General features: G+C 34.1%; 31 protein-coding genes. 27 read left to right on the forward strand and 4 right to left on the reverse strand.

Annotation, left to right across the window (positions count from 1 at the left end; translation table 11 throughout):
• The first annotated feature begins 213 nt into the window (after positions 1-213).
• The 18 genes from SLH48_RS03605 (at position 214) to SLH48_RS03690 (ending at position 17,329) form a co-directional block, all read left to right on the forward strand.
• A complete protein-coding gene (locus SLH48_RS03605; protein WP_320257040.1) occupies positions 214-1,038 on the forward strand; it encodes a heptaprenyl diphosphate synthase component 1 in 825 nt (274 codons plus the stop codon).
• A gap of 4 nt (positions 1,039-1,042) precedes the next feature.
• Positions 1,043-1,744, forward strand: coding sequence for a demethylmenaquinone methyltransferase (locus SLH48_RS03610; protein WP_320257041.1), 702 nt, complete (start codon positions 1,043-1,045; stop codon positions 1,742-1,744).
• A gap of 68 nt (positions 1,745-1,812) precedes the next feature.
• Entirely contained in the window at positions 1,813-2,775 is a 963-nt protein-coding gene (hepT, locus tag SLH48_RS03615; protein ID WP_320257042.1) for a heptaprenyl diphosphate synthase component II, read from the forward strand.
• 102 nt (positions 2,776-2,877) lie between these two features.
• A complete protein-coding gene (gene ndk, locus SLH48_RS03620; RefSeq protein WP_320257044.1) occupies positions 2,878-3,324 on the forward strand; it encodes a nucleoside-diphosphate kinase in 447 nt (148 codons plus the stop codon).
• Positions 3,325-3,493: 169 nt separating this feature from the next.
• The gene (locus SLH48_RS03625) at positions 3,494-4,267 is read left to right on the forward strand and encodes a protein-glutamate O-methyltransferase CheR (protein ID WP_320257045.1); all 774 of its coding nucleotides are present in this window, start codon (positions 3,494-3,496) and stop codon (positions 4,265-4,267) included.
• Positions 4,268-4,583: 316 nt separating this feature from the next.
• A complete protein-coding gene (gene aroC, locus SLH48_RS03630) occupies positions 4,584-5,756 on the forward strand; it encodes a chorismate synthase (protein WP_320257046.1) in 1,173 nt (390 codons plus the stop codon).
• Position 5,757: 1 nt separating this feature from the next.
• Positions 5,758-6,843 carry a 3-dehydroquinate synthase gene (gene aroB, locus SLH48_RS03635; RefSeq protein WP_320257047.1) on the forward strand — a complete coding sequence of 362 codons (1,086 nt, stop codon included), beginning with the start codon at positions 5,758-5,760 and terminating at the stop codon, positions 6,841-6,843.
• A gap of 2 nt (positions 6,844-6,845) precedes the next feature.
• Positions 6,846-7,214, forward strand: coding sequence for a chorismate mutase (gene aroH, locus SLH48_RS03640; protein ID WP_214480039.1), 369 nt, complete (start codon positions 6,846-6,848; stop codon positions 7,212-7,214).
• Between the two features lie 169 nt (positions 7,215-7,383).
• On the forward strand, positions 7,384-8,487 hold the full coding sequence (gene hisC, locus SLH48_RS03645; protein WP_320257048.1) for a histidinol-phosphate transaminase: 1,104 nt from the start codon (positions 7,384-7,386) through the stop codon (positions 8,485-8,487).
• A gap of 16 nt (positions 8,488-8,503) precedes the next feature.
• Positions 8,504-9,607, forward strand: a complete 1,104-nt coding sequence (locus SLH48_RS03650) for a prephenate dehydrogenase (RefSeq protein WP_320257049.1) — start codon at positions 8,504-8,506, stop codon at positions 9,605-9,607.
• A gap of 23 nt (positions 9,608-9,630) precedes the next feature.
• Positions 9,631-10,908: a 3-phosphoshikimate 1-carboxyvinyltransferase gene (gene aroA, locus SLH48_RS03655; RefSeq protein WP_320257158.1), complete on the forward strand. Its 1,278-nt coding sequence runs from the start codon at positions 9,631-9,633 to the stop codon at positions 10,906-10,908.
• 612 nt (positions 10,909-11,520) lie between these two features.
• Positions 11,521-12,432, forward strand: a complete 912-nt coding sequence (locus SLH48_RS03660; protein ID WP_320257050.1) for a hypothetical protein — start codon at positions 11,521-11,523, stop codon at positions 12,430-12,432.
• Positions 12,433-12,664: 232 nt separating this feature from the next.
• Positions 12,665-13,921: a tetratricopeptide repeat protein gene (locus tag SLH48_RS03665; RefSeq protein WP_320257051.1), complete on the forward strand. Its 1,257-nt coding sequence runs from the start codon at positions 12,665-12,667 to the stop codon at positions 13,919-13,921.
• An 86-nt stretch (positions 13,922-14,007) separates the two neighbouring features.
• Positions 14,008-14,544 (forward strand): ReoY family proteolytic degradation factor, encoded by a 537-nt coding sequence (locus tag SLH48_RS03670; protein WP_214480034.1) that lies wholly within the window; start codon positions 14,008-14,010, stop codon positions 14,542-14,544.
• A 151-nt stretch (positions 14,545-14,695) separates the two neighbouring features.
• Positions 14,696-15,163 carry a YpiF family protein gene (locus SLH48_RS03675; RefSeq protein WP_214480033.1) on the forward strand — a complete coding sequence of 156 codons (468 nt, stop codon included), beginning with the start codon at positions 14,696-14,698 and terminating at the stop codon, positions 15,161-15,163.
• A 152-nt stretch (positions 15,164-15,315) separates the two neighbouring features.
• Entirely contained in the window at positions 15,316-15,825 is a 510-nt protein-coding gene (locus SLH48_RS03680; RefSeq protein WP_320257052.1) for a ubiquinol-cytochrome c reductase iron-sulfur subunit, read from the forward strand.
• A gap of 3 nt (positions 15,826-15,828) precedes the next feature.
• Positions 15,829-16,503 (forward strand): menaquinol-cytochrome c reductase cytochrome b subunit, encoded by a 675-nt coding sequence (gene qcrB, locus SLH48_RS03685; protein WP_214480031.1) that lies wholly within the window; start codon positions 15,829-15,831, stop codon positions 16,501-16,503.
• A gap of 49 nt (positions 16,504-16,552) precedes the next feature.
• Positions 16,553-17,329, forward strand: coding sequence for a menaquinol-cytochrome c reductase cytochrome b/c subunit (locus tag SLH48_RS03690; RefSeq protein WP_214480424.1), 777 nt, complete (start codon positions 16,553-16,555; stop codon positions 17,327-17,329).
• A gap of 281 nt (positions 17,330-17,610) precedes the next feature.
• Here the strand turns inward: SLH48_RS03690 and SLH48_RS03695 are convergent, their stop codons facing one another.
• Positions 17,611-18,078 (reverse strand): YkyB family protein, encoded by a 468-nt coding sequence (locus SLH48_RS03695; protein WP_320257053.1) that lies wholly within the window; start codon positions 18,076-18,078, stop codon positions 17,611-17,613.
• Between the two features lie 702 nt (positions 18,079-18,780).
• On the opposite strand from SLH48_RS03695, the gene SLH48_RS03700 reads away from it, so the two are divergent.
• From SLH48_RS03700 to crcB, 3 genes are read left to right on the forward strand one after another with little or no spacing between them, the layout of a single operon-like run.
• Complete coding sequence (locus SLH48_RS03700; RefSeq protein WP_320257054.1) at positions 18,781-18,903, forward strand: hypothetical protein; 123 nt, start codon at positions 18,781-18,783, stop codon at positions 18,901-18,903.
• A 48-nt stretch (positions 18,904-18,951) separates the two neighbouring features.
• Positions 18,952-19,332 carry a CrcB family protein gene (locus SLH48_RS03705; protein WP_320257055.1) on the forward strand — a complete coding sequence of 127 codons (381 nt, stop codon included), beginning with the start codon at positions 18,952-18,954 and terminating at the stop codon, positions 19,330-19,332.
• Positions 19,333-19,354: 22 nt separating this feature from the next.
• The gene (gene crcB, locus SLH48_RS03710; RefSeq protein WP_320257056.1) at positions 19,355-19,711 is read left to right on the forward strand and encodes a fluoride efflux transporter CrcB; all 357 of its coding nucleotides are present in this window, start codon (positions 19,355-19,357) and stop codon (positions 19,709-19,711) included.
• Between the two features lie 118 nt (positions 19,712-19,829).
• Here the strand turns inward: crcB and SLH48_RS03715 are convergent, their stop codons facing one another.
• On the reverse strand, positions 19,830-20,693 hold the full coding sequence (locus SLH48_RS03715) for a metallophosphoesterase (protein ID WP_320257057.1): 864 nt from the start codon (positions 20,691-20,693) through the stop codon (positions 19,830-19,832).
• A gap of 204 nt (positions 20,694-20,897) precedes the next feature.
• Between SLH48_RS03715 and fadH the strand changes: the two genes are divergently transcribed.
• From fadH to SLH48_RS03730, 3 genes are all read left to right on the forward strand, one after another.
• The gene (gene fadH, locus SLH48_RS03720) at positions 20,898-21,662 is read left to right on the forward strand and encodes a 2,4-dienoyl-CoA reductase (protein WP_214480026.1); all 765 of its coding nucleotides are present in this window, start codon (positions 20,898-20,900) and stop codon (positions 21,660-21,662) included.
• Positions 21,663-21,823: 161 nt separating this feature from the next.
• Entirely contained in the window at positions 21,824-22,063 is a 240-nt protein-coding gene (locus SLH48_RS03725; RefSeq protein WP_320257058.1) for a hypothetical protein, read from the forward strand.
• 653 nt (positions 22,064-22,716) lie between these two features.
• Positions 22,717-23,241, forward strand: coding sequence for a DUF3993 domain-containing protein (locus SLH48_RS03730; RefSeq protein ID WP_214480024.1), 525 nt, complete (start codon positions 22,717-22,719; stop codon positions 23,239-23,241).
• A gap of 50 nt (positions 23,242-23,291) precedes the next feature.
• On the opposite strand, the gene SLH48_RS03735 is transcribed toward SLH48_RS03730, so the two are convergent.
• Positions 23,292-23,531 carry a glutaredoxin domain-containing protein gene (locus SLH48_RS03735; protein ID WP_320257059.1) on the reverse strand — a complete coding sequence of 80 codons (240 nt, stop codon included), beginning with the start codon at positions 23,529-23,531 and terminating at the stop codon, positions 23,292-23,294.
• Between the two features lie 186 nt (positions 23,532-23,717).
• Positions 23,718-24,689 carry an MBL fold metallo-hydrolase gene (locus SLH48_RS03740; RefSeq protein ID WP_320257060.1) on the reverse strand — a complete coding sequence of 324 codons (972 nt, stop codon included), beginning with the start codon at positions 24,687-24,689 and terminating at the stop codon, positions 23,718-23,720.
• A 177-nt stretch (positions 24,690-24,866) separates the two neighbouring features.
• Here SLH48_RS03740 and SLH48_RS03745 point away from each other — a divergent pair, with 177 nt between their 5' ends.
• From SLH48_RS03745 to SLH48_RS03755, 3 genes are all read left to right on the forward strand, one after another.
• Complete coding sequence (locus tag SLH48_RS03745; protein WP_214480021.1) at positions 24,867-25,103, forward strand: YkuJ family protein; 237 nt, start codon at positions 24,867-24,869, stop codon at positions 25,101-25,103.
• A gap of 43 nt (positions 25,104-25,146) precedes the next feature.
• The gene (locus tag SLH48_RS03750; protein ID WP_320257061.1) at positions 25,147-25,296 is read left to right on the forward strand and encodes a hypothetical protein; all 150 of its coding nucleotides are present in this window, start codon (positions 25,147-25,149) and stop codon (positions 25,294-25,296) included.
• A 329-nt stretch (positions 25,297-25,625) separates the two neighbouring features.
• The gene (locus SLH48_RS03755) at positions 25,626-26,144 is read left to right on the forward strand and encodes a ribonuclease H-like YkuK family protein (protein ID WP_320257062.1); all 519 of its coding nucleotides are present in this window, start codon (positions 25,626-25,628) and stop codon (positions 26,142-26,144) included.
• Positions 26,145-26,216 lie beyond the last annotated feature (72 nt).

A 26,216-nucleotide genomic window follows, 5' to 3' on the forward strand; every position in this document is an offset into this window, starting at 1 on the left:
AGCTGTTACCAAGTACATATTACAAAACATGTCGCTTCGCTGCTTCCTAGAAAGAACGATCTCTTTTTGGGAAAAAGGCGAAGCGATTGTCAATAAAGTCTATGTATAACTGTTTCGAAGAAAATAGTTATTTCTTTAAAAGTTATGTTATAATGGTCACTGGAATTTAGTAATTAGCACGGTGTAAATATATGGGAAACAAGGGTGATTTAATTGGAAGACATCTGGGGAAAAGTTGCATTATTTAAAGAAGAAATTACAGATATGATACACTATCCTTTTCTATTTAAGCATATTAATGCACCTATAATTGACGAGGATAAAATGTTACTTCTATATTCAGTACTTCAAGAATTAGAATTATCTAATAAAACAGTTTCTGAATATATGATAGCAATCATGCTTGTACAAATTTCCCTTGATACCCATGATACGGTTACAAATGTAGAAGAAAAACATAGTGACCATCTTACTGAACGACAGCTAACAATTTTGGCTGGTGATTATTATAGTGGATTATATTACAAGATTTTATCTCAAGCTGGGGATATTTCATTGATTTCAACAATAGCAAGCGCTATAAAAATGATTAACGAGCATAAAATTAAGCTATATGAAAATAAGCTAGATTCTTTAGAAGAGCTGATGAATAGTTTAAAGGTTGTTGAGTCATCATTGTTTCAAAACGTATCAGAATTATTTGGCAAACCATTTTGGAAAGAAATTTCTGCTCACTTTCTGTTATTTAAAAGGCTTCTGATAGAAAGAAAAAAATTCCTTAACAACGAACACTCTCTTTTCTTTGACTCATGTAAAAGAGTTATCTTTCAATTAAATCACAAAGATATACATGATAAAAGAGATGGTATAAAGTCACAGCTAATACATATGTGTGAAACTCAAATCATACAAACTAAGAATTTAATAGACAAAGGGTTAGAAGGAAATCCTATCATTAAACATATTATGGCTAATCGAATTGAGCAGCTAATGTATGAAAACTTTTTTACGGTAAAAAAGATAGTGGAAGAAGGGTAGGATTATGCAACAATCTAAAGAAGAACGTGTACACCATGTTTTTGAGAAAATCCATGATAATTATGATAAGATGAATTCGATTATTAGCTTTAAGAAGCATATTAAATGGCGAGTAGCAACGATGAAAAAAATGAATGTTCAAGAAGGTGCAAAAGCGCTCGATGTATGTTGTGGTACAGGGGATTGGACGATTGCACTTGCCGAAGCAGTTGGGAAAACTGGTCAAGTAACTGGCTTAGATTTCAGTAAAAACATGTTAAAAATTGGGCAGGACAAAGTTGATTCTTTAGGCTTAACTAATATTGACCTTATCCATGGCAATGCGATGGAATTACCTTTTGATGATAATTCGTTTGACTATGTTACAATTGGTTTTGGACTAAGGAATGTACCTGATTATATGCAAGTTCTTCATGAAATGTATCGCGTGGTTAAGCCAGGAGGGAATGTTGTCTGTTTAGAGACGTCTCAACCGACACTACCTGTGTTTCGTCAAGGGTATTATTTATATTTCCGATTCGTTATGCCGATATTTGGTAAGTTGTTTGCAGAAAGCTTCAAAGAATATTCTTGGTTGCAGGAATCTGCACGTGAATTTCCAGGAATGAAAGAATTAGCGAAAATGTTTGAAAAGGCGGGATTTAACAAAGTTGAATATAAAGCATTTACTGGTGGCGTTGCTGCTATGCACTTAGGGTACAAGTGAAAAAGTTAGCCAAAAGATATATCATATGACATACATTTTAGATTTTTTCTATGAATAAGGTGAAGAGCATGAAATTAAAAATGATGTATTCATTTTTAAATACTGATATAAATATTGTTGAAAAAGAATTAGAAAAGTCGATTAAGTCTGAACATCCTCTGTTGAGTCAGGCATCATTGCACTTATTACAGGCTGGGGGTAAGCGGATTCGCCCAGTTTTTGTCTTACTTGGGGGTAAATTTGGCGATTACCAAATAGATCAAATTAAATACGTTGCAATGTCATTAGAGTTAATTCATATGGCATCGCTCGTTCATGATGATGTAATTGACGATTCTACCTTACGAAGAGGAAAACAAACGATCAAAGCAAAATGGGATAACCGTATTGCTATGTACACTGGAGATTATATTTTTGCCAGGTCATTAGAACTGATGTCTAATGTTGAAAATATATCTGCTCAACAGATTTTATCGAAAGCGATAGTTGAGGTATGTGTTGGAGAAATTGAACAAATTAAGGACAAATATAATTTTCATCAAGACCTTCGCACATATTTGAGACGTATTAAAAGAAAAACAGCGTTGTTAATTGCAGTTAGCTGCCAGTTAGGAGCAGTTGCTGCAAATGCGGATGATGACATATGTGAATCATTATTTTGGTTTGGTTATTATGTTGGAATGTCATATCAAATTACAGATGATGTATTAGACTTCACTGAAACAGAGACTCAGCTTGGTAAGCCTTCAGGTAGTGATTTACAACAAGGAAATGTGACACTGCCAGCATTGTTTGCAATGGAAAACAAAGAAATTTACAACGAAATAATAAACATAAATCCAAAAACGACAAAAGAAGAAATGAATCATATTATATCTCTTATAAAACAATCAGGAGCAATTGAACGATCGATTGAAATAAGTGATAAATACTTACAAAAAGCTCTTGTTGTTCTTGATAGTTTACCGTCTGGTAAAGCAAAAACAGCCCTTTATAATATAGCAAAGTACATAGGAAAACGAAAAATCTAGGCCCAGAACTGTTGCTAAACTATAGAAACAGTGGTAATATTTTGATTGGTTGAACTATATTTGACAACCTATTTGACAATATTGTAGGGGTGGAAGAAAGTCATGGAAAGAACATTTTTAATGGTAAAACCAGACGGAGTACAACGCAATGTAATTGGGGAAATTATTTCACGATTTGAAAGAAAGGGCTTTCAACTTGTAGGTGCAAAATTAATGGCAATACCAACCGAGCTCGCAGAACAGCATTACGCTGAACATAAGGAGCGTCCTTTTTTTGGAGAATTAGTAGATTTTATCACTTCAGGTCCTGTGTTCGCAATGGTGTGGCAAGGGGATAATGTCATTGCAACTGCTAGGCAAATGATGGGGTCAACTAACCCTAAAGATGCTGTTTCAGGAACAATTCGTGGAGATTTCGGTTTGACAGTAGGTAAGAATATCATTCATGGTTCTGATGCACCTGAGAGTGCTGAACGTGAAATCAATTTGTTTTTTACAGAAGATGAGTTAGTAGATTATAGTAAGTTAATAAATGAATGGATATACTAATTGATTGCCAGCTCACATAGGGCTGGTTTTTATATCATTTACCGTTAATCGATTTGCAATATTCACTTTTTAATGTCCAGCCGCTGATTCCCCTCGAAATTTCTTTACTATGATTTACATCGAAATTAATAGTACTATCCATTGAGTTCATGTTAGAGGAGTAATAAGTATGTCACGAGATTACATACAATTTATAGAAAATATTAAAAGGAAAACTGGAATTGATTTATCTTTATACAAAGAAGCACAAATGAAAAGAAGGTTAACATCTCTGTATGAAAAAAGAGGGTTTACAAATTTTCAGGATTTCTTTCGCGCCTTTGGAAGCGATGAAAAATTATATGACGAATTTTTAGATAGAATTACAATTAATGTTTCAGAATTTTATCGAAATGCTAACAGGTGGAGTATATTTGAAGAAAAAGTGTTGCCTAAAATATTGAATGGTCGCTCACGATTAAAAATATGGAGTGCTGCTTGTTCTACAGGAGAAGAGCCTTATACAATAGCTATGATTCTATCAAAATATTTACCCCTTTCCAGATTTTCCATATTAGCAACTGATTTAGATGAAAATGTTATTCGAAAAGCTAAAATTGGTTTGTATCCTGAGCGATCTTTGATGGAGGTACCAGAAGAAATAAAAAGGAAATACTTTAGTAAAGATAGAGCATATTATAAGTTATCAGATGAAATAAAAAGTGCAGTCCATTTTAAAAAGCATAATTTACTATCTGATCAGTTTGAAAACAATTTTGATTTAATTGTTTGCCGAAATGTGCTTATATATTTTACTGAGGAAGCAAAAGATCACTTGTATCAAAAATTTTCTAATTCACTTCAAACTGATGGTATTTTCTTTGTAGGCAGTACTGAACAAATTTTCACTCCGAATAAATACGGATTCGATTCTGAAAATACCTTTTTTTACCGTAAGGTTTAAGTTTGAAAACAGATAAGCAAGATAATAAAGAATTACTAGAAAAGAGTTCGTCAATTTGATGAATTCTTTTTTAAAAGATGGCTGTTTGTGCATTAATTACTGTCTGAACAAAAGCTATAAACTGTTACAACTAGATTTGTGGCATCTTTTCGCAGATGGGGTTCAGAAATAACCTCATCTTCCTTATTATAATGTTGTAATAATGACAACAAAGGCTACGAAATGAGCTTAACAGATAAAAAAGCTACCTTTTAACTACTGTATATGATATATTGTTACACATAAAAGCTTTAAAGGATTGAAGGGAGATAGAAAGATGAGGTATTTAACAGCAGGAGAATCGCATGGCCCACAATTAACGACGATATTAGAAGGCGTTCCGTCTGGTTTAGAGCTGTTAGTAGATGATATTAATATTGAGCTAGCAAGAAGACAGAAAGGACATGGTCGTGGAAGAAGAATGCAAATTGAAAAAGACCAAGTTCAAATTGTCTCAGGTGTACGACACGGTAAAACACTCGGATCTCCAATAGCCTTAGTTGTTGAAAATCGTGATTGGAAACATTGGACGCATATTATGGGAGCTGAACCTCTTGTAGATATAAAAGAAGAAGATGTAAAGCGAAAAATTACAAAGCCCCGGCCAGGTCATGCAGATTTAGTAGGTGCGATGAAATATGGCCATAGAGATATGAGAAATGTGTTGGAACGATCTTCAGCAAGGGAAACAACTGTTCGTGTAGCTGCTGGTGCTGTAGCTAAAAAATTGCTTGAAGCATTAGGTATAAAGGTAGCAGGTCACGTATTAGAAATAGGCGGTGTAAAAGCTTCTAAAGTGAAGTATGATTCGCTTGAAGAATTACAACAGATAACAGAAGACTCACCCGTTCGTTGTGTAGATAAGGAAGCAGAGAAGAAAATGATGAATGCAATTGATACTGCTAAAGAAAACGGTGACTCCATCGGTGGTATTGTCGAAGTGATTGTTGAAGGAATGCCTGAGGGAGTAGGTAGTTATGTTCATTATGATCGAAAATTAGATGCAAAAATAGCTGCTGCTATTGTAAGTATCAATGCATTCAAAGGTGTGGAGTTTGGAATTGGGTTTGAAGCTGCCAGAATGCCAGGAAGCAAAGTTCATGATGAAATAAATTGGGATCAACAGGAAGGTTATACACGTAAAACGAACAATTTAGGAGGATTTGAAGGTGGAATGACAACAGGTATGCCAATTGTCGTTCGTGGTGTAATGAAGCCTATACCTACATTATATAAGCCTCTTCAAAGCGTGGATATAGAAACGAAAGAAACATTTGCAGCAAGCATTGAACGATCCGATAGCTGCGCCGTTCCAGCTGCTAGTGTAGTTGCAGAGGCTGTTGTTGCGTGGGAACTTGCAAATGCAATCATTGAACAATTTGGTCAAGACCGAATAGACATTATTAAAGAAAATGTAGAGAATATGCGGAAGTATGCTAAGGAGTTTTAATATGGAAACTCTTAAAGTAACAACTGAGTCAAAATCATACCCTGTACATGTTGGACAAGGAATTATAACCCGTTTATTATCATGTATTGATGAAACAAATGTTAAACCAAATAAATTATTTATCATTACTGATGATACAGTAGCTAAGTTATATTTGCGACAAATTTTAAACATCATCGGGCAAAAATATGAAGTGGGTCATAAAGTTATTCCAAGTGGAGAGGCTGCAAAATCATTTGATAATTATTTCGATTGTCATACAGAGTTATTAACATTTGGACTTGATAGGTCATCACTCTTAATAGCTCTTGGTGGTGGGGTTGTTGGTGATCTAGCAGGTTTCGTAGCTGCTACATTTATGAGAGGTATCCCTTTTATACAAATTCCAACAACTTTATTAGCTCATGATAGTGCTGTAGGAGGGAAAGTCGCAATCAATCATCCTTTAGGAAAAAATATGATTGGTTCTTTTTACCAACCTGAAGCTGTATTATATGATATAGATTTTTTATCTTCATTACCGGAGATAGAAAAAAGATCTGGCTATGCTGAAGTCATAAAGCACGCACTTATACATGATGCAACATTTTTTGAATGGTTAGTATTAAATGTAGATACGATTGGGGAATTGAAAGATGAAAAGCTTATTTATGCCATTACATCTGGTATAAAAGTAAAATCAGAAATTGTATCCTCTGACGAGAAGGAAAGTAGTGTACGTGCCTTTTTGAATTTTGGCCATACGCTAGGACATGCCATTGAAGCTGAACTAGGCTATGGGAATATTACGCATGGTGATGCAGTCGCAATTGGAATGTTATTTGCTTTATATGTAAGTGAGGAACGGTATGATATTGACTTACAAATTCCTAAAATAACAAGTTTGATGACGTCTATCGGATTTCCTACTGAAATACCGAGTAAACTTTCATTAGATGGTCTAATTAAACGAATGAAGAATGATAAGAAATCGGTCACTGGGATGGTTCGATTTGTTTTATTAAAAGAGATAGGCACACCAGCAATAGAGCCAATTGAGGACGAAACTTTACGTGCATTATTATCAAAATTTATGAAAGGAGAGTAGATATGATTCGTGGGGTAAGAGGAGCAACGACTGTCGAAAAGAATAATGCAAATGACATCATTAAAGCGACAGAAAAGTTATTATTGGAAATGATTGAATCTAATAAAATTATACCAACAGATGTAGCATCTGTTATGATATCAGTAACAGAAGACTTAACAGCAAGCTTCCCAGCAAAAGCATTACGGAATATTGACGGTTGGATGTATGTACCTGTTATGTGTATGCAGGAAATTACTGTGCCGAATGCTTTATCACATTGTATTCGCGTGATGATGACTATTAATACTAGTTTGGAGCAAGAGGAAGTAAATCATGTTTATTTAGAGAAAGCTACTGCATTAAGACCTGATTTATTTGACAGAAAATAATTGTACTTTTTCTTCTGTTTGTTTTTGATCTGCCGAATTTCTGACAATTTGAGGTGGGGGCATAGACCAAACTGTTTTAGGTGGTTTATTGTTTGCGCATATTTGTCATTATTAAGCAGGTCAATTGTGCTTTTAATATTAAATTTTACAATAAGAGGTGTGTAAAAAGATGGATATTAAGAAACAATTTCTTACTTTAAAGCCATATCAACCAGGTAAACCGACAGAAGAGGTACAGAAAGAGTATGGGCTAGACAAAATTGTAAAACTTGCATCAAATGAAAACCCATTTGGTAGTTCAAATAAAGTAAAGAGTGCCATTCATGATAACTTAACTTCGCTTGCCATATATCCAGACGGATACGCTGCGAACTTACGGGGGAAATTAGCCACTCATTTAGGTGTTGCGGAGTCCCAACTCATATTTGGCAATGGCTCTGATGAAGTGATTCAAGTGATAAGTAGAGCATTCCTCGGCCCTGGTACAAATACGGTAATGGCAACACCTACATTTCCACAGTATCGCCATAATGCTATTATAGAAGGTGCTGAAATAAAGGAAGTCCCATTAATTGAAGGCCATCATAATTTAGATGAGATGCTTAATGCTATTGATGATCATACGCAAATTGTTTGGCTTTGTAGCCCAAATAATCCTACAGGAACATATATCAATTCAGAAAAGCTATTGACATTTTTAAATAACGTTCCAAATAATGTTCTAGTAGTCATTGATGAAGCTTATTACGAATATGTAACCGCAACGGATTATCCTGAGACGGTTCCATTACTTGATTCATTCGATAATTTAATAATTTTAAGAACCTTTTCAAAAGCACATGGTTTAGCCGCGCTTAGAATTGGATATGGTATATCTCATCAAGAACTATTACAAAAAATAGAGCCTGGAAGAGAACCATTTAATACGAATAGATTGTCTCAAGCAGCCGCGTTAGCATCCTTAGATGACCAGGCTTTTATTGATCAGTGTGTTCAAAAAAATAAGGAAGGTCTTCAACAGTTCTATACATTTTGTGAGCAGTATCAATTAAGCTATTATCCATCTGAAGGAAACTTTATTTTAATTGATTTTGAGACTGAAGGTAATGAAATATTTCAATATTTACTTGAAAGGGGATTTATCGTTCGGTCTGGAAATGCCCTAGGATTTCCTACGAGTGTTCGTATAACGATAGGGTCAAAAGAACAGAATGAAGAAATTATAAATATATTAAGTGAAATGTTAAGTAATAAGACTGCTAACATGAAATAGCTATAGGTGATTAAATATGAATAAAAGAGTATTAATTATAGGTTTAGGTCTTATAGGTGGGTCAATAGGATTAGCAATTAGTAAAGCACATAAACAAACAACAATCATTGGGTATGATATTAATACTCATAACTTAAAACTTGCTAAAACTTTAGGAATCATAGATGAAATTGGTATATCTTTAGAGCAAGAAGTAAATAGTGCAGACTTGATTATTCTTGCGACCCCTGTTAGACAAACAGAAATATTAATTGAACAAATGGCACAGTATAAGTTTAAGAAATCAGCTATCGTAACTGATGTAGGGAGTACTAAACAGTTTATAGTGTCAAAAGCGATAATATTCCGCGAAAAAGGTGTTACTTTTATTGGTGGGCATCCGATGGCAGGATCTCATAAGAGTGGAGTAGTGGCAGCGAAAGCACATTTGTTTGAAAATGCATTTTACATTTTAACTACACCTGAAGATGTTGGTATTGAACATGTAAACGATTTGAAGGAATGGTTAAAAGGTACAAATGCTAAATTTATTCATTTATCTCCACAGGAGCATGATAGAATTACAGGGGTCATTAGTCATTTTCCACATATTATTGCAGCAAGCCTTGTACATCAGGCGGAAACGTTTCAAAACGAACATGAATTTATAAGTAGACTAGCAGCTGGAGGCTTTAAAGATATTACAAGAATCGCATCAAGTAATCCGGAGATGTGGCGTGACATTTTACTCCATAATAAGGATGAGTTGTTACATCTATTCAACCACTGGACTAGTGAAATGGAAACAATTCGAAAAATGATTGATAATGAGGATGGTGAAGGAATCTTCTCTTACTTTTCCTCAGCAAAACGTTTTCGTGAATCATTACCAGCAAAGGCCAAAGGTGCCATTCCGTCATTCTATGATTTATATGTAGATGTACCCGATTACCCTGGGATTATCTCTGAGGTAACAGGGTATTTGGCATTGGAGAAAATAAGTATTACGAACATACGTATTATCGAAATACGAGAGGATATATATGGAGTTCTTCGCCTTAGCTTTCAATCGGAGGAAGATCGAAATAAAGCAGTTTCCTGTCTTGCGAAGCATACCAGCTACGATACGTATTACGGATAGAACAAGGAGTGAACCTATTGAAAATGATAAAAACGAAGGTACCTAGCTTATTAGGGACCTTACATATTCCAGGGGATAAATCAATCTCTCATCGTGCAGTGATGTTTGGTGCAATTGCTAATGGTAAAACGACAATCAACAATTTTTTAGCGGGAGATGATTGTTTAAGTACAATCGATTGTTTTCGCAAAATGGGTGTTGCCATTAAACAAAATGACGATCATGTAGAAATAGAAGGACAGGGTATCGAAAAGTTAAAAGAGCCTTCAGATATATTAAATGTAGGAAACTCAGGTACGACCACAAGGTTAATACTTGGCCTTTTAGCAGGCTGTGATTTTCATGCATGTTTAATTGGCGATGATTCCATAGCTAAAAGGCCGATGGGAAGGGTTACTATTCCATTAAAAGACATGGGAATTCAAATAGATGGGCGCTCAAATGGAACATTAACCCCGTTATCAATTCGTGGAGGGAATGTCAAACCTACACACTATATTTCTAAAGTTGCTAGCGCACAAGTGAAATCTGCCATTCTTCTAGCGGGATTACATGCTGATGGTGTGACATCTGTTACAGAACCACATAAGTCAAGAGATCACTCTGAGCGAATGTTACGAGCATTTGGAGCTGATGTAAAGGAAGATGGACTAACTGTATCTATTGAGGGTAAACAGCCTTTAACGGGTACGAATATTGAAGTTCCAGGAGATATATCATCAGCCGCTTTTTTTCTAGTAGCTGGAGCTATTGTTCCTAACAGCAACATCACGTTAAAAAACGTTGGGGTTAATCCGACACGAACTGGGATTTTAGATGTGCTACACATGATGGGGGCAAATATTAATATAACAAATGAGCGTTTGGAAAATTTTGAACCTATAGCTGATATTAACATAACAACTTCTGAGTTAAAAGGTATAGAAATCGGTGGGGACCTCATTCCAAGGTTAATAGATGAAATACCGATCATAGCCCTGATGGCTACGCAAGCTAAAGGTGTAACAGTAATTAAAGATGCAGCAGAATTAAAAGTTAAGGAAACGAATCGTATTGATACAGTCGTTTCACAATTAATAAAGCTAGGCGCAGATATTACTGCAACTGATGACGGGATGATTATTAATGGCACGACTAAGCTGACAGGAGATCGTGTCGATAGCTATCATGATCATAGGATAGGTATGATGCTTGCAATTGCAGGATGTATTTGTGAAGGAGAGATGACTTTGCAAAATGATGAGGCTATATCGGTATCCTATCCAAACTTCTTTCATCATTTAAATAGTCTTATCAATTAAAGTACGGTAGTTTTTTGTAAGAATTCCCCACCTAAAGAGGTGGGGTTTTTTATCGGAGTAGAGCTGGCATTTAGACGTTCATTTTTACTTTTCCGGGAGGGTTTAGTTATTTGTTGTGTAATTAATAACTAGGTTAATGTTTATTTAGAAGTAAGTAGGAGGATTACAACAAGTCATATGTTTTTGGCCGTTTTCTCATTGGTTGTTCCTAGTCGTTCTTACATATAAAAGTGAAATATCTACCGTTCGTGGTACCTTTTTACTTGAGAAAGATTACCTTACTGTCCATTATTAGTAACACAGTAACAAGGTTAACATAAGTGCCTTTGTTTTTTATTACCAGATTGAACATTAAAGTGTCTATATGCTAACTAACGATGTTAATGATATGAAAGCTTATAGCTAGATTTTGTAAAAATAGTAACAATGCTAATCGACTGAGCATTATAAAAGAGCGGAATATGTTTAATCGTACTTCGTCATAAATTACTATCGTAAGATATATTGATTGAGAGGAAGAGAGACGTTATTGATTTCATAATTTGTGTCATAGTTACCATGCTTCGTACATAGCTTGTCATAAGACCTTTTTATCATTTCAAGGGGGATATTATGGCATATATTATTGATGAAGCCAAAGTGTTAAAAGGTAATGGAGTCGAAGCATGTTCGATATTTGTAAAAAATAATAAGATTGACTTTATAAGAGAAAACGCCAACAGGTTTCGTTCGCTTAAGATGAACGTCAATAGTTTTATCGTTACGCCTGGTCATGTGATGCTTGATCTATCACTATCGACATCCCTCCCCTTTCAATTATTTAAACAACACCTTCGGACTCATTTCCTCATGAAGGGCTGTACAACAATACTTGTTATTTGTAAAATTCCTTATGAAAATCAGCTAATAAATGAACTCAATAAAGTTCGGGGAAATTTAGTTAACAGTCCGATTGATTATTACATTGGAGTGCAAATTTCTTTGAAAACATTAACCCCTTCTTTTGTACGAGCTTGTAAACGAAATAAAATACCAGTAATATTAGTTGAAATTGAACATGAAGATGATTTATTTGATGTACAGTGGGGATGGATTAGGGAAGCATTATTTTTATATCCAATTGTATTTATCCCTGTTTGGCAAAATCAAAATCGACCAAAGCAAGAGCAAAAAAAGGTTACAAAGATTTGGAATCATCATACATCAACACATAAAATTCCAACTATTGTAGAATGTCCACAAGAGGGAAGGCCGTTATCAAAGGAAGTATTAACAAAGATAGGAATCTATCCGGCTAAAGGGGATATTCGAGTTGGAGGGGAAGTTGATTATAATTTGTATAACCAAGAAGATCAAGTAAAGAAAGTTGCTCAAAAAGCATTTGTCGATTATCATAATCATAACCCCGCTATAACGGTGCATAAGGGTGTAGTTATTAAATCAGGTGACAAAATCGATTTCCGACCAGGTTTTGGAAATGAATGTAGTGTTAAAATCCCTGGGTATTTTTCTGCACCTACATAAACAGAACATAATTAAAACTTGATGTGATAATAAAATAAGAAGGCTCTTTTCGCAAACTTTGTTGTTCTAGAGATTTATATAGGAAAGCAACAAATAAATTGACCACATTTAAAATGAGAAAAGTTTCCATGAATGCTTGTTTTATACGTATTTTATTTCTTATAACGAAATGCAACAATGAATGCGGAAACAGCCAGTAAGAATGAGTTTAAATAGAGAGGATTACTGTTATATGAGTACTATCGATAAAGCGTTAAGTTATATAGATAATGGAGATGTAGAGAGAGGTATTGATCTTCTAAATAGTTTAAAGCTAAACTGTACAGATGACGAAAAGTACCGGATTGCGGAGATATATTTCGATTTAGGGTTCGCAGATGACGCCAAAGTTGTGCTTGAAGAATTGTTACTACTTTATCCTAATGAAGGAGAGTTATTAACTTTCTTGGCTGACGTGCTAATCGACTTAAATCATGAAGATGAAGCTATTGAGGTATTAAATACCGTATCCAAAGAAGATCCAGCATTTCCTCAAGCGTTATTGCTGCTTGCAGATTTATATGAAATGCAAGGTTTAGAGGAAGTTTGTGAACAAAAATTACTGGAAGCAAAAAGTATTCTACCTAATGAACCACTTATTGACTTTGCCCTTGGAGAATTTTATCTAAGTCATGGATATTTTAATAAAAGTCTAGCGTACTTCATTCGACTCGTAGAAAATAGTGAAACAATTTCAGGAGTAAATCTTAATCAACGTATTGCAGAAGCATACAGTTCAAGCGGTGAATTTGAAAAGTCACTTCAATATTATCAAGCAGCACTAGAAGAAAATGTAGATATTAATTTATTGTTTGGTTACGGATTTACTGCTTATCAAGCTGAAAACTATCAAACCGCAATTAAGAAACTTACTGATCTTAAAGAGATGGATCCTGAATATACTTCATTATATTTATATTTAGCAAAGTCTTATGAGCATGAGGGTGCTACGACTAAAAGCTTGGAAGTAGTAAAAGAAGGACTTGCAGTGGACGAATATAATAAAGAATTATATTATTATGCAGGGAAATTAGTGATTTCTGCAGGTGAGAATAGGGATGCCATTCAATATCTATATGAAGCCTTAGCATTAGATCCAGAATACGTCGAAGTAATCCATACGTTAATTGAGCTTTTCATGATTGAAGAGAACTATGACGAGGTTGTAAATACAATTGAAGAAGCAAAAAGATATGGATTAGATGATCTCCAGTTTGCTTGGCAAATAGCAAAAGCTAAAAGCAAACTTGAAAAGTTTTCAGATGCATTAAAACATTATCGTCTCGCATATACTTTCTTTAACAATGATATTGCATTTCTTGAAGAGTACGGTTATTTCTTAGTTGAAGAAGGCTTGAGAGATGAGGCGAAAACAGTTTTTTTACAGTTACTTGAACTAGACCCTGCCAATACGGAAATTGCTGATATGTTATTACAAATGGATTATTAATGATTAGTTGAATCATGTTGTCTAACTTGTATAGCTGTTAATTGTTTTGTTTTCCTTTTATAGTTGAAAAGGAGGGAAGGAAGAGTATGGCGATTCCTGTTTCTGTTAATGAAAAAAAAGATTTTATTCGTTGGTTCTTAAGTAACTATCAATTAAAAAGAAGAGAGTGTGTTTGGATTTTAAACTACTTAATGAGTCATGATCAACTAATGAAACACGTTCATTTTGTAGAACAATCGCAATATTGCCCTCGAGGAATTATTATGTCAACACATTGTGTTGATGATGTTCCCTTTCGTTTTTATAAAGAAAATGTGATGACAACAGATGCTGAAAAATCCTTTCATGACATAAGGTTAAACCGGGAAGAGGAGATTTATATACAGCTAAACTTTCGAGCATCCATACATTCTCCCAATTATGCTGCTGTTTTAGAGGAAAATCCATATATTCCAAAACAGATGCATATCAATGAGAAAGACCGCATTTTAGCTGAAAGGTTTTTAGAGGATTCTATACAATCGTTTCAAAAAGACAAACTGTTAAAGCTGATTGATGAAGCGCTTGACTGTGATGATAAAGATGAATTTAACCGATTAACTGAAATCTTAAAGAAAATATGAACATTTTATGAACTTTTTTATTGTATGTAACCTTGCGTTATAATTTAGCAAGGTTTTTTTTTATTTGTAGTTTTCTTATGAATGTAATTATGATATGTTTTTTGCTAGTAAGGAAATTTAGTTTTTCAGACTGAATGATGGAGGGATAATTTTGAGATGGACAATCAATGATATTGACATGTATTTGAAATCGGCAGACTATGTTGATTCTGCTATCATTCCACTAATACCATTCGGTTTAGGTTCAAATATCAAGTCAACTGTAACTATGGGAGAATTCATAGGAATGATTACTTATGAGTTGGAGCGCCAATTTAAAGGAAGGTTATTGCTATTACCACAGTTTACATACATGCAAGATGAGGAGATAGAAACGAAGAAAAATAAGTTGTTTACGTGGTGTAATGAATTAAAAGCTAATGGCATAAAGCATATCTTTATTTTGACAAGTGATAGTGAATGGAAGCAAATTGAATCTATAATGGAAGATATGTTAATCTGGTTGCCCGCCTTACCACTTGAACATTTAGATGACGAAGCCTACAATACAATGATGAAAGAACAAGTAAATCAATTAATTCCACTTTTTATTAATACGTGGAGAGAAAAAAACAAATAAATCTCTATAGTAGGACACATAGTTGACATGTTTTAAGAGAATGATAATATTGACCTCATTGGCATATTGATATATCATGAGTATGTCCTAGTTTTATATGTGTATAATGTATGTCCGGGAAGGACCTAGCAATGTTTAGAGGGGGGAAAAATATGAGCGAGAAAAATCACCGAGTTTCTAGACGACAATTTTTGAACTACACTCTTACTGGTGTCGGTGGATTTATGGCGGCAGGGATGCTAATGCCGATGGTTCGCTTCGCAGTTGACCCTGTACTTAGACCATCGGAAGAACAAGAAATGCTTCCTGTTGCACAAGTTACAGATTTAACAAACGAGCCGAAATCGTATTCTTTTAAAGTCGATCAAGTTGATGCATGGTATGAGTCAGAGGTTCCTTATACAGCTTGGGTGTATAAAGATGAAAAGGATGAAATCGTCGCATTATCACCTATATGTAAGCATTTAGGCTGTGTTGTAGACTGGAATACAGATGATAGCAATCCTAACCACTTCTTCTGTCCATGTCATCTTGGTCTATATACGAAGGATGGAACCAATGTACCTGGTACACCACCTTTGGCACCGCTAGATGTGTATGATTTTAAAGTAGAGGACGGGACGTTATATCTAGGAAAAGCAAAACCACGAAAGGAGGCGTAATTAATGTTAAACAAGATTTATGATTGGATTGATGAGCGATTAGACATTACGCCTTTGTGGCGAGATATAGCTGACCATGAAGTACCTGAGCATGTTAACCCAGCTCATCATTTCTCAGCATTTGTGTATTGCTTTGGTGGCTTGACATTTTTTGTTACTGTCATTCAAATTCTATCTGGTATGTTCTTAACGATGTATTATGTTCCAGATATTGAAAATGCATGGAAATCGGTTTATTACTTACAAAACGAAGTAGCCTTTGGGCAAATTGTTCGCGGAATGCATCATTGGGGTGCTAGCTTAGTTATTGTTATGATGTTTTTACATACGCTACGAGTATTTTTCCAAGGGGCATATAAAAAGCCACGTGAACTTAACTGGGTTGTTGGAGTTTTAATATTCTTTGTAATGTTAGGATTAGGATTCACAGGCTATTTATTACCTTGGGATATGAAAGCGCTCTTCGCTACTAAAGTAGGACTAGAAATAGCAGTACAAACACCGTTAATAGGTGAACAATTAAAAACACTATTAGCTGGACACAGTGAAATTGTAGGGGCACAAACATTAACCCGTTTCTTTGCTATTCATGTATTCTTCTTACCAGGAGCTTTACTTGGATTGATGGGAGCCCACTTCTTAATGATCCGTAAGCAAGGAATTTCAGGTCCACTATAAAATATATGAATAATTGTATATACCTTAAACAAAGGAGGGAGAATTGAATATGCATCGTGGAAAAGGGATGAAATTTGTAGGTGATTCCCGCGTGAAAGCGGTAGAAATGCGTAAACCGAATATCCCGAAAGATTATTCGGAATACCCAGGGAAAACCGAGGCATTTTGGCCAAACTTCTTATTGAAAGAATGGATGGTAGGAGCAGTCTTTCTTACCGCATACCTAATCTTAACAGTAGCCCATCCATCGCCTTTAGAGCGTATGGCGGATCCGACTGATACTGGGTATACTCCACTGCCTGACTGGTATTTCTTATTCTTATATCAATTACTTAAATATACTTATGCGTCTAGTCAGTATACAGTATTAGGTGCATTTATTATGCCAGGATTAGCATTTGGTGCATTATTGCTCGCGCCATTTTTAGACCGAGGACCAGAGCGCCGTCCTCTTAAAAGACCTTTAGCTACAGGATTCATGCTATTATCAATCGCGGCAATTACTTTCTTAACTTGGGAATCTGTAGATCAGCATGATTGGGAATTAGCTAAAAAGCAAGGAGAAATTGTTATTGTACCTGATGTTGAGGTAGATACTGATGCTGAAGGTTATAAATTATTAGAGGCAAATACTTGTTTATCTTGTCACGGTAATGACTTGTTAGGTGGATCTGCAGCACCAGCACTTATTGATACAGGCTTAACTGTTGATGAAATTACAAATATTGTGATTAACGGACAAGGGGCAATGCCTCCAGGCATTTTTAATGGAACTGATGAAGAACTTCAAAAGGTTGCAGAGTTTATCGAAAGCTTGAAGCCTTAAAAAAAAGCTGACTAAATGTCAGCTTTTTTTTATTAAGAATGTTTTTGCATTGGATTGCTACTATTTGTTTTTAGATATAAACACGTATACATCTAGCGCTAGTGGCATCTTTTGTTTCGATGACTAACGTATAAAACCACATATTAAGATACTAATTTAATAACAATAGCAACAGAGTTTGCGATAAAAGCCTTTGTTAAAATAGATAAAACTTGTATAACACTTCTTCAACTGTGTTCTACAATCGTACAAATAGTAACAAAGTTTACTGAAAGAGCTGTTTAAAAATAACTTTGTCCAAGTTTTTTAAAAATTGGTTTATTACGTCGTTGAGAAGATGGAGGTGCTTTATCTGTATGATCTTCTTTAACACCGACGTAGGCTTGAAGTAGCATTTTTGCCTGGGACAATGGCATATGCGTTTTAGGGTTACGATATGATTGATTTAAATCCCCAAGATGTGGAAGTTTTGAAAAATCATCTTTTGTAGGGGGCATATGGAAAAAATATTCACCAGCAGACACGAGTACATCTGATTGCTGAATGCTGTTTCGAGGATTTCTTGAGAAGTGAAGGCCAATCTTTTCCGCCTTTTTTTCAGCTACCAGTTTTTGCAGAGCCTTCCGCTTTAGCAGATACAAAAATTTAGGGTTTGTAGCTGTTTTAGCATGACGGTTTACAATGAAGATAGCCTTAGTGAGGTTATTAATAGTAGGTTTCAGTGGAGGAGTTTCATTTGAGTTATTCATGGTCATCACCTTTCATTTATCTTTTAAAAATAGCTGTTTTAGCATAGATTGTTGAATATTCAATACGGCTAGAATTTGTCGTCATTTCTTCTTTAAAAACGAAGACTGTTTCGTAAAACGACATATTTGTCTTCTAGTTTACGAAAAGAGCATTTAAAATTAATTAGCTTGTATATATATACCATTATACATTTTGTATATGAATTTGCAAAAAAAAAGATATATCGAGAAAGTTGTTTATGCTTAATGGTAAAATAAATTACTCACATTGTACACTATTTATAGGAATTTATCTTTCTGCTTATCGTTTGGGAGTGTGGCTGAACAAGTCCAGAGGACACTTAAGTCCTCTTGGATATTGGTAAATAGGCAGCAATTGTTTGAGAGTGTTAATTAAAGGCTCTTTTCGTAAACTTAATTAATCTCTTTTAGTTTTAAGATTATGATTAACTGATGTGTACGATGTGATTTTTATAGTCTTTAACGAAAAGCAACATTTAATGCGAAAACATCCTAATTTAAAGGGTGCTTTCTATACGAATAAGGATAATTATAACCAAAACTGTAAGGGTTTCCGTAACCTCCCCCATAATAATATCCTCCGCCATAGGGATAGCCGCCGTAATAAGGAGGATAATATGGTGGTCTAAAAACATAAGGGCTTATCGCAAGTCCAGCTAAAAAGGGGAGAAATGGGAATCTTTGATAACGTTGAAAATGATGTGGATACATATTTCATCCGCCTCCTATCGTTCATTCTTTTCATCATATGGGAAAAAAGCGGAAGTTGAGCTTGATTACTTACAAGCTGTGGTGGAGGATTAAGCCTATATTTTATCTATCTACAAGTTTTTATAATATAGGAGTGATTAGATGTTCGTCTATTTAACACAAATATTGTCTGTCGGAATTGGAGGGGCATTGGGTGCAAGTATACGTTATTTATTGCAAGTTGGTCTTGGAAATGACTTTTTTCCAATTGCTACTTTTATTGCAAATATGGTAGGCTCCTTCTTATTAGGCTTGTTATCAGGACTAACGGCAAGATATGAAATGAAAAGCAATATCAAACTATGTCTTGGAACAGGTTTTTGTGGAGGTTTTACAACAATGTCTGCTTTCGCAGCAGATATATATATTTTAAATACTCAGCAATATTCAAGTGTAATGTTTGTTTATATAAGTTTAACGTTATTGCTAGGCTTAATATTATCTTTTATCGGGATAGTAATTGGACGAGGAGTAAAAAGATAAGTGATAGGAAGGTGATGTAGTGTTGACTATTTTGTCAATCATGCTTGGGGGAGCGATAGGAGCAATGAGCCGATATAGTATCGGTTTACTCATTTCAAAAAAAAAGAAACATTTTGGGTTCCCCGTTGCAATGATCATTGTTAATTGGATTGGCTCTTTCGGTCTAGGTATCAGTGTTCATTTTATAACGGGCTTATATCCTTATGCTCAATCGTTCATAACAATAGGTTTTTTTGGAGCGCTTACTACGTATTCAACTTTCAGCGTGGAGGCAGTTGAATTAATCTTAGAGAAAAAATATGTAGGTAGCTTATTATATATACTACTAACGTTTATAGGGAGTATTGGTTTATATTCTTTAGGGGTCAACTGGTTTTAGAATGTTATCACTCCTATCAATTAGTGAGAACACGTCAGGATAGGAGTTTTATATATAACGGTAAAACATTAAGTACTCATATTAGAATACAATGCTAACAACAGGCTCTAGTCTATTATTAAGCATTAAGATGGAAAACAGTTATTTCGGGCTTTGATAAAAAACGGAATGGGAGTCGTGTTGTCCCAATACCGCGATTTACATAGACACTCAAATTGCTTTCTTCTACTTCATAAAAACCCTCAACATATGTTGTTGCTAGTGGAGGGGTAATTAGTGGACCAAAAAAAGGTAGCTGTACTTGCCCTCCATGGCTATGGCCAGATAGTTGAAGATGAATTGGGTATTTTGATGTCACTTGAGCAGCATCTGGTTCATGTGCTAATAATATCGTGAAGAGCTCTTGTGGAACATTTTTCAAAGCTTTATCGTAGTCAGGATGTCCTAGTAATAAATCATCAACTCCTACTAAACATATTTGACTACCATCAGGTAAACTAATAATAGTTGATTCATTTACTAGCAATGTAAACTCTGCTTTGTTCATAATTTCAAGATAAAGATTTGATCCATATCCACCATGGTCGTGATTGCCGTATATAGAAAATTTACCTAGTGGAGCTTTAATACTTTTTAAAATTGCTGGTATTTTATCAGCATCTTTAAACGTCATAGGACTATCAATTAAGTCACCTGTAAATAATACTATATCTGGTTTTTCTTCGTTAATTTTATTCACTGCACTTTGAAGTTGCTTCAAATTATAGTTATATCCAATATGTAAATCACTAAATTGAACAATTTTTAGACCTTCAAAATTGTTTGGAATGAGTTGATGGGATATATTTTGATGGACTATAGACAGTTGTTTCGGCTCAATATACCTTGCATAATAATAACCTAATGAGGTTGCTAACAAACTACCAACAGTGATAGAAAATGAGCGTTTTAAAAATGTTCTTCTCGTTTGCTTCTGTGTCATTTTATTTCTCAACCTACCTATAAATACAAATAAAATCTATATAAATCTTATGTTTATTATACTTGTTAGCAGGGAGAATAAAAAGATAGAATAGTAACATACATTATTTTCTAAAAACTTAATTAAAAGATTAGAAAATTTAGAAAAGACATGGTATGATTAAAATGAATGGACATTCATTCATTTTAAAAGGGGGTTCACATGATGAAAGATAAGGTAGTTATAGTAACTGGCGGTTCTAGTGGAATGGGTAAATACATGGCAATGAAATTTGCTCAAGAAGGTGCGAATGTTGTCATTACAGGGCGAAATGTGGAAAAACTTAATGAAGTTAAAAAAGAAATAGAAACCTTTGACGGACAAGTGTTGACAGTACAGATGGATGTCAGGAATATTGAAGATGTTTCACGAATGGTAAAAGAAACTGATGAAAAATTCGGTAGAATTGATTCACTAGTAAATAATGCGGCAGGTAATTTTCTAGTTCCAGCAGAAAATTTATCTGTAAATGGTTGGAATGCAGTCATTGATATTGTGTTAAACGGTACATTCTATTGTAGTTCAGAGGTTGGAAAGTATTTTATAGATAAAGGGATAAAAGGAAGTATCCTAAATATGGTAGCCACATATGCCTGGGATGCAGGTCCTGGAGTTATTCATTCTGCATGTGCAAAAGCTGGAGTTTTGACAATGACAAGAACTTTAGCAGTTGAATGGGGAAGAAAATACGGGATTAGAGTGAATGCTATCGCACCTGGTCCGATAGAAAGAACAGGTGGAGCTGAGAAATTGTTTATTTCTGAAGAAGCAGCAAAGCGTACACTCCAAAGTGTTCCATTAGGTCGATTAGGAACACCTGAAGAGATAGCTAGCTTGGCATACTATTTATTATCAGAAGATGCTGCATATATTAATGGTGAATGTGTGACAATGGATGGTGGCCAGTATTTAAATCAAATTCCATTTTAAGAAAAAAATAACAAATAGATGTGAATATAAGGGATATACCGAATAATTTCTTTGGTATATCCCTAGTTTTATTTAGTAAATATCACCATAAAAAATACGTCTGAATATAGATAACTTATTTGTGAGAAAGTAAAAAAAGGATGTGTGAAGGTGGTGATTCAGTGAATAATTTAACATTTATACTGATGATTATTTCGATCCTTATATTAACGATCGGTCTAATCTATACCTACAGGTTAGGAAGGGCATTAAAATTGCAACAAGATGAGTATGACCCGGAATTAAATGAAAAGGTCCAAGATCACCCAGTTATGAGAAATCCTATTTTTATTGCATATTTAATAGCACTTGGATTGGTTGTTGCCTATATGATTTATTTAGCTGTTAACTCAAATTGGTAGCCAAGCCAATTTGAGTTATTTAATTGTAAACACAAATTGGTCAGCCAAGCCAATTTGAGTTATTTAATTGTAAACACAAATTGGTCAGCCAATCCAATTTGAATTATTTAGTTGTAAACACAAATTGGTAACCAATCCAATTTGAATTATTTAGTTGTAAACACAAATTGGTAACCAATCCAATTTGAATTATTTAGTTGTAAACACAAATTGGTAACCAATCCAATTTGAATTATTTAGTTGTAAACACAAATTGGTAACCAATCCAATTTGAGTTATTTAGTTGTAAACACAAATTGGTCAGCCATTCCAATTTGAGTTATTTAGTTGTAAACACAAATTGGTCAGCCATTCCAATTTGAGTTATTTAATTGTAAACACAAATTGGTCAGCCAATCCAATTTGAATTATTTAGTTGTAAACACAAATTGGTAACCAAGCCAAGTCTTCTATTAACCCCTATTCTTAATAAGGTTTTCAAGAATAGGGTGTTTTTGTGTGCACCACTATAGTTTATGTAGAAAAAAACAACATTAGTGTAGAGAAAAATGTCAAAATATTATGGATATTTACGAACGATTTATGCTAAATTAAGTCATATTTGTTGATACAATGATATTAACTATAAAATCTAGTTAAGAAAGGAGAATTATTTGGTCAATTACTTCACCCAACTGTTGCTGTCTATCGCCTTGTTGTACTGTTCTGTTGAAGATACGCAATTATATACACTCCCCTCTAAGGAAAACATAATTAATCATCTCCAAGATGCCTTTAACACACAAGTCTCCTTAAGTGAAGATTATCGTACACATGAAGAAATCACTGAGTTACTCTCACCGTATTTTAATGATGAATTTATGAATAAGTTTATTAGTGAGAATGTTGTTCAAGAAGAAGATGGTTACATAACTCTTGGAACCGATATTGCACGTTATTACATTCCATTCTTTTCGTATACAGATCAAACAGTAGTAATATACGACATACAATTGCAACAAATATATATTTATGAATATTTTTTAGAAGAAAATAACATCTTATTTACAAGTCCTGACCATTATGAAATTGTTACACTTAGCAAGGTAGAAGGTGAATGGAAAATTGCGGAGATTGAAAGTAGCGAGAGTAAACCGTATCGAATTAGCGAAATTGAAAGAACAAACAAGGTGGAGTAGACTATCCACCTTGTTTGTTTTGTATAACCCACGTTACAACAGACTCACGACTATTCTTCTATATTAAGTATATTAGCTAATTTTGTGAGATCAAAACCTTTTACAATTTCATCATCAATAATAATTGTTGGTGTAGAATAGGCTTTATATTCATTAATTAAACGTTCTTTTTCACGTTTGTTTTTTGTAATATCGATCTCTTGATATGTTATCTTGTGGTGTGCCAAAAATTTTTTAACAACCTCACAAGGTGGGCAGTCTGGTTGGCTATATACAGTGATGCTTCTCATAACAAATCATAGGCCTCCTGACGTATTGTTATAAGCTGTGCTCAGGTTAAGATATAGGGATCTTGGTTTCTTATACTTTAGCAATGATGATAAAACTATTCTATTTGTTTAGAAATAGTTTAACAGATTGCTAAAGTATGTAAACAGCTTTGTCGACCTCTATTGTAACATATGTACACATGTAGCTCATCCTTCATGGGACATATCTTCAATCAAATCATTCTTACCTAAATAATCTACAATTCCCATTGCACAGACTGACATATCCATAGGTATAATATTGTAAATCGGATGGCTTTCGGGAACTCCTTGCTCGTGAAGATAAGCAGAAATCATTGAAAATAGTTCCTCAGTTACTGCTTGAACTTTATGTTCATTATTTTTGTTAATACCTTTAGTTCCTGCATCAATAAATTTTGGTATCCAATAATGAAGTTGATTGATTACTTCCTCCACATTTGTTGTCATGCCATAATGTCCAAAATAAATGGCTTTTATATCTAGTTGCTTAATCACTTTTGCAGAATGTAACATTTTTTTTGGGTCAAATTGATTTGGAGATGTTGAAGGTAAGAACAGCAAGATATTTAGCTCACTTAATTGTTTGTAATAAATGCCTAGAGTATCACCTGTAAATATTCCCTTACTTATTGGGTCATAAATGCTGAAATGATGATTTGCATGGCCAGGTGTATCGTAAAAAGTTAACATTCGATCTTTGCCAATTTGAAGTTGTTCTTTATCTTTCATAATTACAATTTTGTTTTCTTCAATGGGAACAATTGGGTCAAATAATGTATTGAAATTCATACCGTAGACTGCCTTAGCGCCCGCTATTAATTTGGATGGATCAACTAAATGTCTTGCGCCTTTAGGGTGTACGATAACTTTAGCATTTGGACAATGTGATAATAATAATCCAGCTCCTCCTGCATGATCAAGATGTATATGGGTAACGATTATATAAACAATCTCTTCAGGTTCAACGCCTATATCAGCCAAACCCTTCAATATGTATGGTATCGATGGACTAGCACAAGTTTCTATTATCGTTGGCTTATCGGTTTTAATTACATAAGTTCCAGTCCTTTCCTGCATTCCTAAATCAAAATCATCAATTAAAAAAATGTCATCAAAAATTTGAACAGGCTTACTCAATTATATATCTCCCCTTTGCAAAAAGAGTATTTAATACCTTTTATTGTATGTGCTTTATTTATATAAGTAAAGTAATGAACAGAAAATTCAGAAAGATAAATCATGAAAAATAGTGATGAAAATTTCATTGATAGTAAAACATATATAATAACCCATGTAGTAAAGGAGAGCGATATGATGTCACAATTACAAGCAATCATAAATCGTCTCAATAGTTTGCGCGAAAATACGTTGCAGGGAGATTTATCCCAGCGATTTTTTGAAGTGGAAGGAGAAAAAAAATGCAGTGTTAAATTCTTTCAAAATAATAATGCTTTTGAGCTGGAGGTTTATGAAAAAGGAGAACAGTCTAAGCGATACCAATTTGATAATATTGACATGATTGCAATAGAGATATTTGACTTAATTCAGTAATTGTAAAAAATTATCGGTAATATATATTCAGGGAGGTGGTTGATTGTTTCCAGATATTTTTGTCGTTTGCCCACAATGTAAATCAACATCAACGATAGCTTCTGTTTTAACAGCCCAATCAAATCAAAATGTTATTTATACATGCCCTAAATGTAATTTTGTTGCACGCAATATTGAAACAAGTAAAGGATGAGCCCTCTTTTAAAGAGGGTTCTTTTTTTGGCTCTAGTCGCATTCATTGTTGCTTTTCGTAATAAGAGTCTAAACACGAATACAGCAAACGTTCGAGTCATCTTTTCTACTTTATAGACAATAGAAATATTTCGTAGACATCATTTACTTAAATATACGTAACAATCGATTAAAACTTTATTTTACTGGTAGTTTTCAAGAAAAAATGCAGCAATACTACGAAAAGAGTTTTACGAAATAAACCATTCTATTTATAAGCATTAATTTATAGAACTATTTCATCCAAGACTACGTATATTATAGTAAATAATGCCAGGGGTGGGATAACAAATGAATGATAAGCTCATGTTTTACAATATATCGGAAACGAATATGTCATTTGAAATAGTTATCTGTAGAATCACTGAATTTATGAAAAGTGACCCCCATTCGCTTTATGTTTTGTCGATAGGCACAGATTCACATATTCATAAAGAAATTACTCGTTTTATTACCGCTATTCACTTACATAGGGTGGGTAAAGGTGCTTGGGGATGTTTGAAAAACTACAATTTATCTCGCCCGGTTCGAAGTTTGCGGGAAAAAATATCTTTAGAAACTAGTTTAAGCCAAGAAATTGCTTATGATTTTACGACAAAGTATGTAACAGAGTTATCGGAGGTTATTTTACCTTATATTGATAAAGGGGCTGATTTTCGATTAGAAGTTCATTTAGATATCGGTAAAAAAGGTATGACAAAGGAATTGATACATGAAATGACTGGGAGAATTACTGCAATGGGAATAGAAGCAAAAATTAAACCAGATTCTTACGCTGCTTTTTGTTATGCAAACCGCTATACAAAGTAGTTAAGCAACAGCTCTTACATAAAGTATTATTGCTAATAGTGTGATACAATAAAAAGGAAAATGAATAGTTAA

This window comes from Cytobacillus sp. IB215316, from assembly GCF_033963865.1.
Lineage (GTDB): Bacteria > Bacillota > Bacilli > Bacillales > SM2101 > Nanhaiella > Nanhaiella sioensis.